Genomic DNA, 16,839 nt, shown 5'->3' on the forward strand with positions numbered 1-16,839 from the left:
GTCGGGTGCTTTTTTCATTTCTGTAATCTGAATCTGGAAGATGTCTCGCAGAGTTGTGTACAGTTTTCATCTTCCTGTTAAATTCTTCTGAACGCGCCTCGGGCAAAGCAAAACACCCACCAGACAACTGCCGAACAAAGTTGCACACTTTCCAAAACAGGGAGGGGTGCATGAAAGTAACGACGATCAGCGTATGCGTAATTTGTGGGATTTTTCCACTGCTGGTATTACCGCAACTACCCGGGACGTTAGCCACTGCAGTTCTTACAACTTTCGCCTGCGTACTGGCATTTATTCCTGTTAAAGCTGTTCGTTATTTCACGCTGATATTGCTGTTTTTTCTTTGGGGCGTACTGGCGGCGAAGCAAGTTATATGGGTAGGAGAAGCCTTAGCTGGTGCGACGCAGGATGCAATCGTCGAGATTACTGCCACTGATGGCATGACCACTCATTACGCTCAAATTACCCACTTACAAGGCCGACGTCTTTTTCCTGCGCCAGGCATTGTGCTGTATGGCGAATATCTGCCGCAAGCAGTTTGTGCCGGACAACAATGGTCAATGAAACTCAACGTTCGTGCGGTTCACGGCCAGCTTAATGATGGCGGCTTTGACAGCCAGCGTTATGCCATTGCCCAGCATCAGCCGCTCACCGGGCGCTTTCTGCAGGCAAGCGTCATTGAAGCGAGTTGTAGTCTGCGAGCGCAATATCTGGCCTCTTTACAAACGTCTCTGCAACCCTATCCGTGGAAAACGGTCATTCTTGGTTTAGGTATGGGTGAACGGTTATCTGTACCCAGAGAAATCAAAAATATTATGCGCAATACCGGTACAGCGCATTTAATGGCGATATCGGGATTACACATTGCTTTTGTGGCATTACTGGCGGCAGGGCTTATTCGCAGTGGGCAAATTTTCCTTCCTGGGCGTTGGATCCATTGGCAGATACCATTAATTGGCGGAATTTGCTGTGCTGCTTTTTATGCATGGTTGACTGGTATGCAACCTCCCGCATTGCGTACCGTAGTGGCGCTTGCAACGTGGGGAATGCTTAAGTTAAGTGGTCGACAATGGAGTGGCTGGGATGTGTGGATATGCTGCCTTGCAGTAATATTGCTGATGGACCCTGTTGCCATTCTCTCGCAAAGCTTGTGGCTCTCTGCCGCCGCGGTGGCGGCGCTTATTTTTTGGTATCAGTGGTTTCCCTGTCCGGTATGGTCGCTGCCACCTGCAGTGCGTGCGATGGTTTCTCTCATCCATCTGCAACTGGGAATAACGCTCCTGTTAATGCCTGTACAAATCGTCATATTTCATGGCATTAGCCTGACCTCGTTTATAGCAAATCTATTTGCCATTCCTTTAGTGACATTTATTACTGTTCCGTTGACGCTTGCCGCGATGATCGTGCATTTAAGCGGACCATTAATTGTGGAGCAAGGTTTATGGTTGCTTGCCGACAGGTCTTTGGCTTTACTTTTCTGGGGGTTAAAGAGTTTGCCGGAAGGATGGATCAACATTGCTGAACGTTGGCAATGGCTATCATTTTCTCCCTGGTTATTGTTGATAGTATGGCGACTAAACGTATGGCGAACACTGCCAGTGGTGTGTGTGGCTGGAGGCATTATGATGTGCTGGCCGCTGTGGCAAAAACCACAGCCCGACGAGTGGCAGGTGTATATGCTTGATGTCGGCCAGGGACTGGCAATGGTGATTGCGAGAAATGGCAAAGCGATTCTCTATGATACGGGACTTGCCTGGCCGGAGGGCGACAGCGGGCAACAAATTATCATCCCCTGGCTACGCTGGCATAACCTTGAACCGGAAGGCGTCATTCTTAGCCATGAGCATCTGGATCATCGGGGAGGACTGGACTCGATATTACGTACCTGGCCGACGTTATGGGTCAGAAGCCCTTTAAATGGGGAGCATCATCAGCCCTGTGTGCGTGGCGAAGCGTGGCAGTGGCAAGGATTACGTTTTAGTGTGCACTGGCCTTTACAAGGTAGCAACGATAAAGGAAATAACCATTCCTGTGTGGTTAAGGTTGATGACGGAATGTATAGCATTCTTTTAACTGGTGATATTGAAGCACTAGCTGAACAAAAAATGCTAAGTCGTTACTGGCAGCATGTGCAGGCGACATTACTTCAGGTGCCCCATCACGGTAGTAATACCTCATCATCATTGCCATTAATTCAGCGTGTGAATGGAAAAGTGGCACTGGCATCGGCATCGCGCTATAACGCGTGGCGACTACCCTCCAGTAAAGTTAAAAGACGTTATCAACTTCAGGGATATCAATGGGTTGACACCCCTCATCAGGGGCAAATAACCGTCGATTTTTCAGCGAAAGGTTGGCTGGTACGCAGCCTAAGGGAGCAAATTTTACCTCGTTGGTATCATCAGTGGTTTGGCGTGCCAGTGGATAACGGGTAGAATATGCGGCTATTTCAACAAATGCTGGTTTTTTGAATGCATAACGACAAAGATCTCTCTACGTGGCAGACATTCCGCCGACTGTGGCCAACCATTGCGCCTTTTAAAGCGGGTCTGATCGTGGCGGGCATAGCGTTAATCCTCAACGCGGCCAGCGATACCTTCATGTTATCGCTCCTTAAGCCACTTCTTGATGATGGCTTTGGTAAAACAGATCGCTCCGTGCTGATGTGGATGCCGCTGGTGGTTATTGGGCTGATGATTTTACGTGGTATCACCAGTTATATCTCCAGCTACTGTATCTCCTGGGTATCTGGCAAAGTGGTAATGACCATGCGTCGTCGCCTGTTTGGTCATATGATGGGAATGCCGGTTTCATTTTTTGATAAACAGTCAACCGGGACTCTGCTTTCACGTATTACTTACGATTCTGAACAGGTTGCTTCGTCATCTTCCGGCGCACTGATTACTGTTGTACGTGAAGGTGCGTCCATCATTGGTTTGTTCGCCATGATGTTCTATTACAGTTGGCAGTTATCGATCATTTTGATTGTGCTGGCACCCATTGTCTCGATTGCAATTCGTATCGTATCGAAGCGTTTTCGCAGCATCAGTAAAAACATGCAAAACACGATGGGGCAGGTGACCACCAGTGCGGAACAGATGCTGAAAGGCCACAAAGAAGTGCTGATTTTTGGTGGCCAGGAAGTGGAAACGAAGCGTTTTGATAAGGTCAGCAACAAAATGCGTTTGCAGGGGATGAAGATGGTGTCCGCCTCGTCCATCTCTGACCCGATCATTCAATTGATCGCTTCTTTGGCGCTGGCGTTTGTTCTGTATGCGGCGAGCTTCCCAAGTGTGATGGATAGCCTGACAGCCGGTACGATTACCGTTGTTTTCTCTTCAATGATTGCACTGATGCGTCCGCTGAAATCGCTGACCAACGTTAACGCCCAGTTCCAACGTGGTATGGCGGCCTGTCAGACGCTGTTCACCATTCTGGATAGTGAACAGGAGAAAGACGAAGGTAAGCGTGAGATTGAGCGTGCTACCGGCGATGTGGAATTCCGTAATGTTACCTTCACCTATCCAGGGCGTGAAGTTCCCGCTTTGCGTAACATCAACCTGAAAATCCCGGCAGGGAAAACAGTTGCTCTGGTTGGACGTTCTGGTTCGGGTAAATCGACCATCGCGAGTTTAATCACTCGCTTCTACGATATCGATGAAGGCGAGATCCTGATGGATGGTCACGATCTACGCGAGTATACCCTGGCGTCATTGCGTAATCAGGTTGCGCTGGTGTCGCAGAATGTCCATCTGTTTAACGATACGGTTGCCAACAACATTGCTTACGCACGTACTGACCAGTACAGCCGTGAGCAAATTGAAGAAGCGGCGCGTATGGCTTATGCCATGGACTTTATCAATAAGATGGATAACGGTCTCGATACGGTAATTGGCGAAAACGGTGTACTGCTTTCTGGCGGTCAGCGTCAGCGTATTGCTATTGCTCGTGCTTTGTTGCGTGACAGCCCGATTCTGATTCTGGACGAAGCCACCTCGGCACTGGATACTGAATCTGAACGTGCAATTCAGGCGGCGCTGGATGAGTTGCAGAAAAACCGTACTTCACTGGTGATAGCCCACCGTTTGTCTACCATTGAAAAGGCAGACGAAATTGTGGTCGTCGAGGACGGGGTCATTGTGGAACGCGGTACGCACAACGATTTGCTTGAACACCGTGGTGTCTACGCGCAACTTCACAAAATGCAGTTTGGCCAATGATTGAAAAAATCTGGTCTGGTGAATCGCCTTTGTGGCGGCTGTTGCTGCCACTCTCCTGGCTGTATGGCCTGGTGAGTGGTGCAATCCGTCTTTGCTACAAATTAAAATTGAAACGCGCATGGCGCGCGCCAGTGCCAGTTGTGGTGGTCGGTAACCTCACCGCAGGTGGCAATGGAAAAACCCCGGTCGTTGTCTGGCTGGTGGAACAACTGCAAAAACGCGGTGTTCGCGTTGGTGTGGTGTCAAGGGGGTATGGCGGTAAGGCCGAGTCGTATCCGTTGTTACTGTCGGCAGATACCACCACGGCACAGGCGGGTGATGAACCGGTGCTTATTTATCAGCGCACTGGTGCGCCTGTTGCGGTTTCTCCCGAACGTTCTGATGCAGTAAAAGTGATTCTGGCGCAGCATCCTGATGTACAACTCATCGTGACTGACGACGGTCTACAGCATTATCGCCTGGCGCGAGATGTAGAAATTGTCGTCATCGATGGTGTGCGTCGCTTTGGTAATGGCTGGTGGTTGCCCGCGGGGCCAATGCGTGAGCGAGCGGGGCGCTTAAAATCGGTTGATGCGGTAATCGTCAACGGCGGTGTACCGCACAATGGTGAAATCCCAATGCATCTGCTGCCGGGTCAGGCTGTGAATTTGCGTACTGGTACGCGTTGTGATGTTGCACAACTTGAACATGTGGTAGCAATGGCGGGGATTGGTCACCCGCCGCGCTTTTTTGCCACGCTGAAGATGTGCGGTGTTCAACCAGAAAAATGTGTTCCGCTGGCCGATCATCAGTCTTTGAATCATGCGGATGTCAGCGCACTGTTAAGTGCCGGGCAAACGCTGATCATGACTGAAAAAGATGCGGTGAAATGCCGGGCCTTTGCAGAAGAAAATTGGTGGTATTTGCCCGTTGACGCACAGCTTTCGGGCGATGAACCAGAGAAACTGCTCGCGCAACTTTCCTCGCTGGCTTCTGGCAACTAATTCCGCCGCGGCAGCGTTCAATAGATGGAGCCATGATGACGCTGCCGTATATTTCCCTTGCCGATGCGCGTAATCTTCACCTTGCCGCTCAAGGCCTGTTAAACAAATCCCGCCGTCGTGCGTCGCCAGAAGATATCCTGTCAACTATCTCCCGTATCTCCCTGCTACAAATCGACACTATCAATATCGTTGCCCGCAGCCCTTATCTGGTACTTTTTAGTCGCCTTGGTAATTATTCTCCGCAGTGGCTGGATGAGTCACTGACACGTGGCGAATTAATGGAGTACTGGGCGCATGAAGCCTGTTTTATGCCGCGTAGCGATTTTCGTCTTATTCGCCACCGAATGCTGGCACCTGAAAAAATGGGCTGGAAATACAAAGACGCCTGGATGCAGGAACATGTAGCAGAAATTGAACAGTTAATTCAGCACATACAAGATAACGGACCGGTACGTTCAGCCGATTTCGAACATCCCCGAAAAGGGGCAAGCGGTTGGTGGGAGTGGAAGCCCCATAAACGGCATCTGGAAGGCTTATTTACTGCCGGAAAAGTCATGGTAGTTGAACGGCGCAACTTCCAGCGAGTTTATGATCTAACCCATCGCGTCATGCCTCACTGGGATGATGAGCGTGATCTCGTTTCGCAAACAGAAGCAGAAATCGCCATGCTGGATAACAGCGCGCGTTGCCTGGGAATATTCCGCGAACAGTGGCTGGCGGATTATTATCGTTTGAAACGTCCTGCACTGTCGGCCTGGCGTGATCTATGTGCTGAACAGCAACAAATTATCCCCATAAATGTGGAGAGATTAGGACAACTCTGGCTGCATGCTGACTTGTTGCCTTTTCTCGAAACAGCTCTCGCGGGGAAACTAACCGCGACGCATAGCACTGTACTGTCACCTTTTGACCCTGTCGTCTGGGATCGTAAACGTGCAGAGCAACTTTTTGATTTTAGCTACCGGCTGGAATGCTACACGCCAGCGCCGAAACGCCAGTATGGCTATTTCGTTCTGCCGTTACTACATCGTGGGCAATTAGTCGGGCGAATGGATGCCAAAATACATCGCCAGGCGGGCGTTCTTGAAGTTATCTCCCTCTGGTTACAGGATGGCATCAAACCGACAGCTTCTCTTCAAAAAGGGTTACGCCAGGCGATTACCGATTTTGCTAGCTGGCAGCAGGCGACGCGAGTGACATTAGGGCGCTGCCCACCCGATCTTTTTACCGATTGCCGCACTGGCTGGGAAATAGCCCCCTACGCATAAATGATTATGATAAGATTTATGCATTCATAACCCGATCCATCTGGAGGAACTATGGATCATCGTCTGCTTGAAATCGTTGCCTGCCCGGTTTGCAACGGCAAACTTTGGTATAACCAGGAAAAACAAGAACTGATTTGCAAACTGGATAACCTGGCTTTCCCGCTGCGCGATGGCATTCCAGTTCTGCTGGAAACGGAAGCCCGTGTACTGACTGCCGATGAGAGTAAATCATGAGTTTTGTGGTCATTATTCCCGCGCGCTACGCTTCTACGCGTCTGCCCGGTAAACCGCTGGTCGATATTAACGGCAAGCCCATGATCGTTCATGTCCTTGAGCGCGCCCGCGAATCAGGTGCCGATCGCATCATCGTGGCAACCGATCATGACGATGTCGCCCGCGTCGTTGAAGCTGCGGGTGGTGAAGTATGCATGACGCGCGCCGATCATCAATCAGGCACTGAGCGTCTGGCGGAAGTTGTCGAAAAATGCGCGTTCAGTGACGATACGGTGATTGTTAATGTGCAGGGGGATGAACCCATGATCCCTGCAACAATCATTCGTCAGGTTGCCGATAATCTCGCCCAGCGTGAAGTGGGAATGGCTACCCTGGCTGTACCTATCCACAATGCGGAAGAAGTCTTTAATCCGAATGCGGTTAAAGTGGTTCTTGATGCTGAAGGTTATGCGCTTTACTTTTCACGTGCCACCATTCCGTGGGATCGTGACCGTTTTGCAAAAAGTCTGGAAACCGTTGGTGATAATTTCCTGCGGCATCTCGGTATTTATGGCTACCGTGCAGGTTTTATCCGCCGTTATGTTAACTGGCAGCCAAGCCCGTTAGAACACATCGAAATGTTAGAGCAGCTTCGCGTACTGTGGTACGGCGAAAAAATCCATGTTGCTGTCGCCCGGGAAGTTCCTGGTACAGGTGTGGATACCCCTGAAGATCTCGAGCGCGTTCGCGCTGAAATGCGCTAAGTTAATTTCACGACACTCCACCCGATTTTCGGGGGAGTGTCGTACCGTTACGATTTTCCTCATTTTTCTTTTCAACAATTGATCTCATTCAGGTGACATCTTTTACATTGGCGCTCATTATGAAGGCAGTAGCTTTTATGAGGGTAATCTGAATGGAACAGCTGCGTGCCGAATTAAGCCATTTACTGGGTGAAAAACTCAGTCGTATTGAGTGTGTCAATGAAAAAGCGAATACGGCGTTGTGGGCTTTGTATGACAGCCAGGGAAACCCAATGCCGCTGTTGGCAAGAAGCTTTAGTACGCCAGGGCAAGCACGACAGTTGGCATGGAAAACCACCATGCTGGCGCGCAGCGGGACTATCCGTATGCCAACTATTTATGGTGTGATGACACATGAAGAACACCCAGGCCCCGATGTCCTGTTACTGGAGCGGATGCGTGGTGTTTCTGTGGAAGCACCTGCACGTACACCGGAACGTTGGGAGCATCTGAAAGAGCAAATTGTTGAAGCTCTGTTGGCCTGGCACCGACAGGACAGTCGCGGTTGCGTTGGCGCAGTGGATAATACCCAGGAAAATTTCTGGCCCTCCTGGTATCGGCAACATATTGAAGTGTTATGGACCACGCTCAATCAGTTCAATAACACCGGTTTAACCATGCAGGATAAGCGGATTCTGTTCCGCACCCGCGAATGTCTTCCAGCATTATTTGAAGGATTTAACGACAATTGTGTGCTGATTCACGGCAATTTCTGTTTGCGTAGCATGTTGAAAGATTCGCGCAGCGATCAACTACTGGCGATGGTCGGGCCGGGATTAATGCTTTGGGCACCGCGAGAGTATGAACTGTTCCGACTAATGGATAATACGCTGGCAGAAGATTTACTCTGGAGTTACCTGCAACGCGCGCCAGTGGCGGAGTCGTTCATCTGGCGACGTTGGCTATATGTGTTATGGGATGAAGTTGCGCAACTGGTCAATACCGGACGGTTTAGTCGGAGCAACTTCGATCTGGCATCAAAATCACTCTTGCCGTGGCTCGCCTGATGAACCTTTTAACCACTGCCAGATGCGGCCAAGCGTTTCATAACCGGCCCGGTCGCTATGCATCAACCAGACCGGAGACGGAATTGCCCGTTCCCACGGGTTAAGTGGTGAATCGATTGCCAGTTGATTGGCGGGGGCAGGTAGCGGATTTAATCCTGCATGTTGAAAAAAGATCATCGCGCGCGGCAAATGAGACGCAGAGGTCACCAACAGGAAAGGGGCGTCACCAATTGCCTGTTTCACTGCTGCGGCTTCTTCTTCGGTATCTTTCGGTAAATCCAGCGTAATAATCTGCTCGCGTGGGACACCCAGCGATTGCGCCACTCTGGCCCCCACTTCTGCTGTACTCACCGTATTGGTTTTTGCCACACCACCCGTGAAGATTAACTTTGATCCCGGATTTTCACGCCACAAACGCACGCCTTCATTCAGGCGTGGCAGACTGTTATTGATTAAATTTGAACTTGGCGCCCACTGCGGGTTCCAGGTATAGCCGCCGCCCAGCACCACTATATAGTCCACTTTTTGTACATTGCTCCATGTCGGATAGGTGCTTTCGATGGGGCGCAGCAGACGATCTGCTACCGGTTGCAAACTTAATAACAAAAGTGCCAGCCATCCTACGCTAATAAATATCTTCCCGGTTTTTTGAAAACGACTAAACCACAGTAGCACCAGGCCAGCACCAATAATCAGCAACATCAGCGGAAGTGGCAGCAGCATACCGCCAATCACTTTTTTCAGTGTAAAAAGCATCCTTTCTGGTTCCTTTTTTAACCATATAGCGAGGGATCGGCAGTGATATTACACCAGACGGGTTCATTCTCGCCTCGGCTGTGACAAAATAGCGCCTTTATCAGAAAACGTCTTAGCCAACCGGTGGAGAAAGCAATGCAGGATCGCAATTTTGATGATATTGCGGAAAAGTTTTCCCGTAACATTTACGGCACCACCAAAGGACAGCTTCGACAGGCTATTCTGTGGCAGGATCTCGATCGTGTGCTGGCGGAAATAGGCTCGCAAAAATTGCGAGTGCTGGATGCTGGCGGTGGTGAAGGGCAGACGGCGATCAAAATGGCCGGGCGTGGGCATCAGGTCATTTTATGCGATCTTTCTGCGCAGATGATCGACCGCGCAAAGCAGGCGGCAGAAGCAAAAGGTGTGAGCGGCAACATGCAATTTATACATTGCGCTGCTCAGGATGTTGCTTCGCATTTGGAAACGCCCGTTGATCTGATATTGTTCCATGCGGTGCTGGAGTGGGTCGCTGACCCCCGTAGCGTGTTACAGACTCTGTGGTCAGTGTTGCGCCCAGGAGGCATGTTGTCGTTAATGTTCTACAATGCGCACGGTTTGCTGATGCACAACATGGTTGCAGGAAATTTTGATTACGTGCAGGCGGGAATGCCGAAAAAGAAAAAACGGACGCTTTCGCCAGACTCTCCGCGCGATCCGGCGCAGGTATATCAGTGGCTGGAAGAAGCTGGCTGGCAAATTACCGGCAAGACCGGCGTTCGCGTGTTTCATGATTATCTGCGTGAAAAGCACCAACAGCGCGATTGCTACGAAGCATTACTTGAATTAGAAACGCGTTATTGCCGTCAGGAACCTTACATTAGCCTGGGGCGTTATATTCATGTCACCGCGCGCAAACCGCAGAGCAAGGATAAAGTATGAGTGAATTTTCCCAGACAGTCCCCGAACTGGTTGCCTGGGCCAGAAAAAACGACTTCTCCATCTCGCTGCCGGTAGACCGTCTCTCTTTTCTGCTGGCGGTGGCCACGCTGAACGGCGAGCGTCTGGACGGCGAGATGAGTGAAGGTGAGCTGGTGGATGCATTCCGCCACGTGAGTGATGCGTTTGAGCAAACCAGCGAAACCATCGGCGTGCGCGCCAACAACGCGATCAACGATATGGTGCGTCAACGTCTGCTGAACCGCTTTACAAGCGAACAGGCGGAAGGGAACGCCATTTACCGTCTGACGCCGCTCGGCATCGGCATTACTGATTACTACATCCGTCAGCGCGAGTTTTCTACGCTGCGTCTTTCTATGCAATTGTCGATCGTTGCAGGCGAACTGAAGCGTGCGGCGGATGCGGCAGAAGAGGGCGGCGATGAGTTTCACTGGCACCGTAACGTCTATGCGCCGCTGAAATACTCGGTAGCAGAAATTTTCGACAGTATCGACCTGACGCAACGTCTGATGGACGAACAGCAGCAACAGGTGAAAGACGATATCGCCCAGTTACTGAATAAAGACTGGCGGGCGGCGATCTCAAGCTGTGAAATGTTGCTTTCGGAAACCTCTGGTACGCTGCGTGAATTGCAAGATACGCTGGAAGCGGCGGGCGACAAATTACAGGCTAACCTGTTGCGCATCCAGGATGCGACCATGACCCATGACGATCTGCATTTTGTCGATCGTCTGGTGTACGACCTGCAAAGCAAACTCGACCGTATTATCAGTTGGGGTCAGCAATCCATCGATTTATGGATCGGTTATGACCGCCACGTACATAAATTTATCCGTACCGCGATCGATATGGATAAAAACCGTGTCTTTGCCCAGCGATTACGTCAGTCGGTACAAACCTATTTTGATGACCCGTGGGCGCTGACTTACGCCAATGCCGATCGTCTGCTGGATATGCGTGACGAAGAGATGGCACTGCGTGACGAAGAAGTGACCGGGGAACTTCCGCCAGATTTAGAGTACGAAGAGTTTAACGAGATCCGCGAACAACTGGCGGCAATCATCGAAGAGCAGCTCGCCGTCTATAAAACCAGACAAGTGCCGCTGGATCTTGGTCTGGTGGTACGCGAATATCTGGCGCAGTATCCGCGTGCGCGTCACTTTGATGTTGCGCGCATTGTTATTGATCAGGCGGTACGCCTCGGCGTAGCGCAAGCAGACTTCACCGGACTGCCAGCGAAATGGCAGCCGATTAATGATTACGGAGCCAAGGTACAGGCGCATGTCATCGACAAATATTGAACAAGTGATGCCGGTTAAGCTGGCGCAAGCGCTGGCGAATCCGTTATTTCCGGCGCTGGATAGCGCCTTACGTTCAGGTCGCCATATCGGTCTTGACGAACTGGACAACCATGCATTCCTGATGGATTTTCAGGAATACCTGGAAGAGTTTTACGCGCGTTATAACGTTGAGCTTATTCGCGCGCCGGAAGGTTTCTTCTATTTGCGTCCACGTTCCACCACGTTGATCCCTCGTTCCGTGTTGTCCGAACTGGATATGATGGTTGGGAAAATCCTCTGTTATCTCTATCTCAGCCCGGAACGGCTGGCGAACGAGGGGATCTTTACTCAGCAGGAACTGTATGACGAACTGCTCACCCTGGCTGACGAAGCGAAACTGCTGAAACTGGTAAACAACCGTTCTACCGGTTCAGACGTTGACCGCCAGAAGTTGCAGGAAAAAGTACGTTCTTCGCTAAATCGTCTGCGTCGTTTGGGCATGGTGTGGTTTATGGGCCACGACAGCAGCAAGTTCCGCATTACAGAATCGGTGTTCCGTTTTGGTGCGGATGTGCGTGCTGGTGACGATCCGCGCGAAGCCCAACGTCGCCTGATTCGCGATGGTGAAGCAATGTCTCTGGAAAATCACCTGCAACTCAACGACGAAACCGAAGAGAATCAGCCAGATAGCGGAGAGGAAGAATAATGATTGAACGCGGTAAATTTCGCTCACTGACGCTGATTAACTGGAACGGCTTTTTTGCCCGTACCTTTGACCTCGATGAGCTGGTCACAACGCTTTCCGGCGGTAACGGTGCAGGTAAATCCACCACTATGGCGGCGTTTGTTACGGCGCTTATTCCTGACCTGACCCTGCTGCACTTCCGTAACACCACGGAAGCCGGGGCCACCAGTGGTTCGCGCGATAAAGGTTTGCACGGTAAGCTAAAAGCGGGCGTCTGTTATTCGATGCTCGACACCATCAACTCGCGCCATCAGCGCGTGGTGGTCGGTGTGCGTCTGCAACAGGTTGCCGGGCGCGATCGTAAAGTGGATATCAAACCGTTTGCGATTCAGGGGCTACCGATGTCGGTGCTGCCGACGCAACTGGTGACAGAAACCCTGAACGAACGCCAGGCGCGCGTGCTGCCGCTTAATGAGCTGAAAGAGAAGCTCGAAGCGATGGAAGGCGTGCAGTTTAAGCAGTTCAATTCCATCACCGATTACCATTCACTGATGTTCGATCTGGGCATCATTGCGCGTCGTCTGCGCTCGGCGTCTGATCGTAGTAAATTCTATCGTCTGATCGAAGCCTCACTGTACGGCGGTATTTCCAGTGCCATTACCCGTTCTCTGCGTGACTATCTGCTGCCAGAAAACAGCGGCGTGCGTAAAGCGTTCCAGGATATGGAAGCAGCGCTGCGTGAAAACCGCATGACGCTGGAAGCGATTCGTGTAACGCAGTCCGATCGCGACCTGTTTAAGCATTTGATCAGTGAAGCCACCAACTATGTGGCGGCGGACTATATGCGTCACGCCAACGAACGTCGCGTTCATCTGGATAAGGCACTGGAGTTTCGTCGTGAGCTACACACTTCTCGTCAGCAACTGGCGGCGGAGCAGTACAAACACGTCGATATGGCGCGTGAACTGGCAGAGCACAACGGTGCGGAAGGCGATCTGGAAGCAGATTATCAGGCAGCCAGCGATCACCTGAACCTCGTGCAAACCGCACTGCGTCAGCAGGAAAAGATCGAACGTTACGAAGCGGATCTCGATGAATTGCAGATCCGTCTCGAAGAGCAAAACGAAGTGGTGGCAGAAGCCATCGAACGTCAGGAAGAGAATGAAGCGCGCGCGGAAGCCGCCGAACTGGAAGTGGACGAGCTGAAAAACCAGCTTGCTGACTACCAGCAGGCACTGGACGTCCAGCAAACGCGCGCGATCCAGTACAACCAGGCGATTACTGCACTTAACCGCGCTAAAGAACTGTGTCATCTGCCGGACTTAACTGCCGACAGCGCCGCCGAGTGGCTGGAAACCTTCCAGGCGAAAGAGCTGGAAGCCACCGAAAAAATGCTCTCTCTTGAGCAGAAAATGAGCATGGCACAAACCGCGCATAGCCAGTTTGAGCAGGCTTATCAGTTAGTCGCAGCCATTAACGGTCCGCTGGCGCGTAACGAAGCGTGGGATGTTGCTCGTGAACTGCTGCGCGAAGGGGTCGAACAACGTCACCTTGCAGAACAGGTTCAGCCGCTGCGGATGCGCTTAAGCGAACTGGAACAGCGCCTGCGTGAGCAACAGGAAGCCGAGCGCCTGCTGGCGGATTTCTGCAAACGCCAGGGCAAGAACTTTGATATCGATGAACTGGAAGCCCTGCATCAGGAACTGGAAGCACGCATTGCCTCCCTTTCTGACAGCGTGTCTAATGCCCGTGAAGAGCGCATGGCGCTGCGTCAGGAACAGGAACAACTGCAATCACGCATTCAGAGTCTGATGCAGCGTGCGCCGGTTTGGTTGGCTGCGCAAAACAGCCTCAATCAGTTGAGCGAGCAGTGCGGTGAAGAGTTCACCTCCAGTCAGGATGTCACTGAATACATGCAACAGTTGCTGGAGCGCGAGCGCGAGGCGATTGTTGAACGTGACGAAGTGGGCGCGCGCAAAAACGCCGTTGACGAAGAGATCGAGCGTTTAAGTCAGCCGGGGGGCTCTGAAGATCAGCGCCTGAATGCGCTGGCGGAACGTTTTGGCGGCGTGCTGTTGTCAGAAATTTATGACGACGTTAGCCTGGAAGATGCGCCGTACTTCTCGGCGCTGTATGGCCCCTCTCGTCACGCCATCGTAGTGCCCGATCTGTCGCAGATTGCCGAACAACTGGAAGGTTTAACCGATTGCCCGGAAGATCTCTATCTGATCGAAGGTGATCCGCAGTCATTCGATGACAGCGTGTTCAGCGTTGATGAACTGGAAAAAGCGGTGGTGGTGAAAATTGCCGACCGTCAGTGGCGTTATTCGCGCTTCCCTGAAGTGCCGTTGTTTGGTCGTGCGGCGCGCGAAAGCCGTATTGAAAGCCTTCATGCCGAACGTGAAGTGCTTTCCGAACGCTTCGCCACGCTCTCCTTTGATGTACAGAAAACTCAGCGCCTGCATCAGGCTTTCAGTCGCTTTATCGGCAGCCATCTGGCGGTGGCATTTGAGTCCGATCCGGAAGCTGAAATCCGTCAACTGAACAGCCGCCGCGTCGAACTGGAGCGGGCGTTGAGTAATCATGAAAATGATAACCAGCAGCAACGCATTCAGTTTGAGCAGGCGAAAGAGGGCGTGACAGCGCTTAACCGCATCCTGCCGCGCCTTAACCTGTTGGCTGACGATACGCTGGCAGATCGCGTCGATGAAATCCGCGAACGTCTGGATGAAGCCCAGGAAGCGGCGCGTTTTGTTCAGCAGTTCGGTAATCAACTGGCGAAACTGGAGCCGATCGTTTCAGTGTTGCAAAGCGATCCGGAACAGTTTGAACAGTTAAAAGAAGATTACGCATACTCCCAGCAGATGCAGCGCGATGCCCGTCAGCAGGCATTTGCCCTGACGGAAGTGGTGCAGCGTCGCGCACACTTTAGCTACTCCGACTCGGCAGAAATGCTCAGTGGTAACAGCGATCTCAACGAAAAATTGCGTGAACGTCTGGAACATGCGGAAGCAGAGCGTACCCGTGCTCGTGAAGCACTGCGTGGTCATGCTACACAGTTGAACCAGTACAATCAGGTGCTGGCATCGCTGAAAAGTTCTTACGACACTAAAAAAGAACTGCTTAACGATCTGCAACGCGAATTGCAGGATATCGGTGTGCGTGCCGATAGCGGCGCAGAAGAGCGCGCGCGTATTCGCCGTGACGAGCTACATGCGCAACTCAGTAATAACCGTTCCCGTCGCAACCAACTGGAAAAAGCGCTCACCTTCTGCGAAGCGGAGATGGACAACCTGATCCGTAAACTGCGCAAGCTGGAGCGTGATTATCACGAGATGCGCGAGCAGGTGGTGACCGCCAAAGCGGGCTGGTGCGCGGTAATGCGCATGGTGAAAGACAACGGCGTCGAACGCCGCTTGCACCGTCGCGAGCTGGCTTATCTTTCTGCTGATGATTTGCGTTCCATGTCGGATAAGGCGTTAGGTGCGCTGCGTCTGGCGGTAGCGGATAACGAACATCTACGCGACGTGCTGCGTATGTCGGAAGATCCAAAACGTCCGGAACGTAAAATCCAGTTCTTCGTGGCGGTTTACCAGCATCTGCGCGAACGAATCCGCCAGGATATTATTCGTACCGATGATCCGGTAGAAGCTATCGAGCAGATGGAGATCGAACTTAGCCGTCTGACCGAAGAATTAACCTCCCGTGAGCAGAAACTGGCGATCAGTTCCCGCAGTGTGTCGAACATTATTCGCAAAACCATTCAGCGCGAACAGAACCGTATCCGTATGCTCAACCAGGGCTTGCAGAACGTGTCGTTCGGCCAGGTGAACAGCGTACGTCTGAACGTGAATGTGCGTGAAACGCACGCCATGTTGCTGGATGTGCTTTCTGAACAACATGAACAACATCAGGATTTGTTTAACAGCAACCGTCTGACCTTCTCGGAAGCGCTGGCGAAACTGTATCAGCGCCTTAACCCGCAAATTGATATGGGGCAGCGCACGCCGCAGACCATTGGTGAAGAGCTGCTGGATTATCGCAACTACCTGGAGATGGAAGTTGAAGTTAACCGTGGTTCCGATGGATGGCTGCGTGCGGAGTCAGGCGCGTTGTCAACGGGTGAGGCCATCGGTACAGGGATGTCGATTCTGGTGATGGTGGTACAGAGCTGGGAAGATGAATCCCGTCGTCTGCGCGGTAAAGATATTTCTCCTTGTCGTCTGCTGTTCCTCGATGAAGCAGCGCGCCTGGATGCCCGTTCTATCGCCACGTTGTTTGAATTGTGTGAGCGTTTGCAAATGCAGCTCATCATCGCGGCACCAGAAAATATTAGTCCGGAAAAAGGCACCACCTACAAACTGGTGCGTAAGGTATTCCAGAATACCGAACACGTACATGTGGTTGGTTTGCGTGGCTTTGCGCCGCAGCTTCCTGAAACGCTTCCAGGAACTGACGAAGCGTCTTCCCAGGCAAGTTAAGATTAAGGCGGCAGCGATGTCGCCTTTTTTTCGAAAACTCCGTTTCTGCACTAAAAAAATGCCGCATTACGGTGCGCTTTTCTTTAAACTTCTTTACATTAGGTTGTGTAAAAACGTATCGACGTTTATATACTGAAGGTAAGCCTGATAAGTAACAGGCTTGCTCGTCATACTTTCGTGAGTATTGGCGTTGTACAGGCAAGT

Annotated in this window: 12 protein-coding genes; 11 read left to right on the top strand and 1 reads right to left on the bottom strand. The window is 51.6% G+C overall.

The genetic code is table 11. The features are described 5' to 3' along the window. The first annotated feature begins 170 nt into the window (after positions 1-170). The 7 genes from A31E_RS17735 (at position 171) to A31E_RS17705 (ending at position 8,494) form a co-directional block, all read left to right on the top strand. Positions 171-2,435, top strand: a complete 2,265-nt coding sequence (locus tag A31E_RS17735) for a ComEC family protein (protein WP_016248551.1) — start codon at positions 171-173, stop codon at positions 2,433-2,435. A 36-nt stretch (positions 2,436-2,471) separates the two neighbouring features. After that, positions 2,472-4,220, top strand: a complete 1,749-nt coding sequence (gene msbA, locus A31E_RS17730; RefSeq protein WP_000551252.1) for a lipid A ABC transporter ATP-binding protein/permease MsbA — start codon at positions 2,472-2,474, stop codon at positions 4,218-4,220. Continuing rightward, positions 4,217-5,203 carry a tetraacyldisaccharide 4'-kinase gene (lpxK, locus tag A31E_RS17725; protein WP_001516115.1) on the top strand — a complete coding sequence of 329 codons (987 nt, stop codon included), beginning with the start codon at positions 4,217-4,219 and terminating at the stop codon, positions 5,201-5,203. Before msbA ends, lpxK begins: the two co-directional genes overlap by 4 nt. A 35-nt stretch (positions 5,204-5,238) precedes the next feature. Then, a complete protein-coding gene (gene ycaQ, locus A31E_RS17720) occupies positions 5,239-6,471 on the top strand; it encodes a crosslink repair DNA glycosylase YcaQ (RefSeq protein ID WP_016248552.1) in 1,233 nt (410 codons plus the stop codon). Between the two features lie 51 nt (positions 6,472-6,522). Further along, a complete protein-coding gene (ycaR, locus tag A31E_RS17715; RefSeq protein ID WP_000350069.1) occupies positions 6,523-6,705 on the top strand; it encodes a protein YcaR in 183 nt (60 codons plus the stop codon). After that, positions 6,702-7,448 (top strand): 3-deoxy-manno-octulosonate cytidylyltransferase, encoded by a 747-nt coding sequence (gene kdsB, locus A31E_RS17710; protein ID WP_000011587.1) that lies wholly within the window; start codon positions 6,702-6,704, stop codon positions 7,446-7,448. Before ycaR ends, kdsB begins: the two co-directional genes overlap by 4 nt. Positions 7,449-7,600: 152 nt before the next feature. Continuing rightward, the gene (locus A31E_RS17705) at positions 7,601-8,494 is read left to right on the top strand and encodes a YcbJ family phosphotransferase (RefSeq protein ID WP_000436936.1); all 894 of its coding nucleotides are present in this window, start codon (positions 7,601-7,603) and stop codon (positions 8,492-8,494) included. Here A31E_RS17705 and elyC read toward each other — a convergent pair. After that, positions 8,471-9,250 (bottom strand): envelope biogenesis factor ElyC, encoded by a 780-nt coding sequence (elyC, locus tag A31E_RS17700; protein WP_016248553.1) that lies wholly within the window; start codon positions 9,248-9,250, stop codon positions 8,471-8,473. The two genes, A31E_RS17705 and elyC, sit on opposite strands and share 24 nt — an antisense overlap. A 135-nt stretch (positions 9,251-9,385) precedes the next feature. Here elyC and cmoM point away from each other — a divergent pair, with 135 nt between their 5' ends. From cmoM to mukB, 4 genes are read left to right on the top strand one after another with little or no spacing between them, the layout of a single operon-like run. Then, a complete protein-coding gene (gene cmoM, locus A31E_RS17695) occupies positions 9,386-10,171 on the top strand; it encodes a tRNA uridine 5-oxyacetic acid(34) methyltransferase CmoM (protein WP_001516118.1) in 786 nt (261 codons plus the stop codon). Further along, complete coding sequence (gene mukF / locus A31E_RS17690) at positions 10,168-11,490, top strand: chromosome partition protein MukF (protein ID WP_001288861.1); 1,323 nt, start codon at positions 10,168-10,170, stop codon at positions 11,488-11,490. Before cmoM ends, mukF begins: the two co-directional genes overlap by 4 nt. Next, positions 11,471-12,175, top strand: a complete 705-nt coding sequence (mukE, locus tag A31E_RS17685) for a chromosome partition protein MukE (RefSeq protein WP_010329756.1) — start codon at positions 11,471-11,473, stop codon at positions 12,173-12,175. Before mukF ends, mukE begins: the two co-directional genes overlap by 20 nt. Next, a complete protein-coding gene (gene mukB, locus A31E_RS17680) occupies positions 12,175-16,635 on the top strand; it encodes a chromosome partition protein MukB (protein ID WP_016248554.1) in 4,461 nt (1,486 codons plus the stop codon). Before mukE ends, mukB begins: the two co-directional genes overlap by 1 nt. The last annotated feature ends 204 nt before the right edge of the window (positions 16,636-16,839 follow it).

This window comes from Escherichia sp. KTE159 (genome assembly GCF_000408805.1).
In the GTDB taxonomy this organism is placed as follows: Bacteria; Pseudomonadota; Gammaproteobacteria; order Enterobacterales; family Enterobacteriaceae; genus Escherichia; species Escherichia marmotae.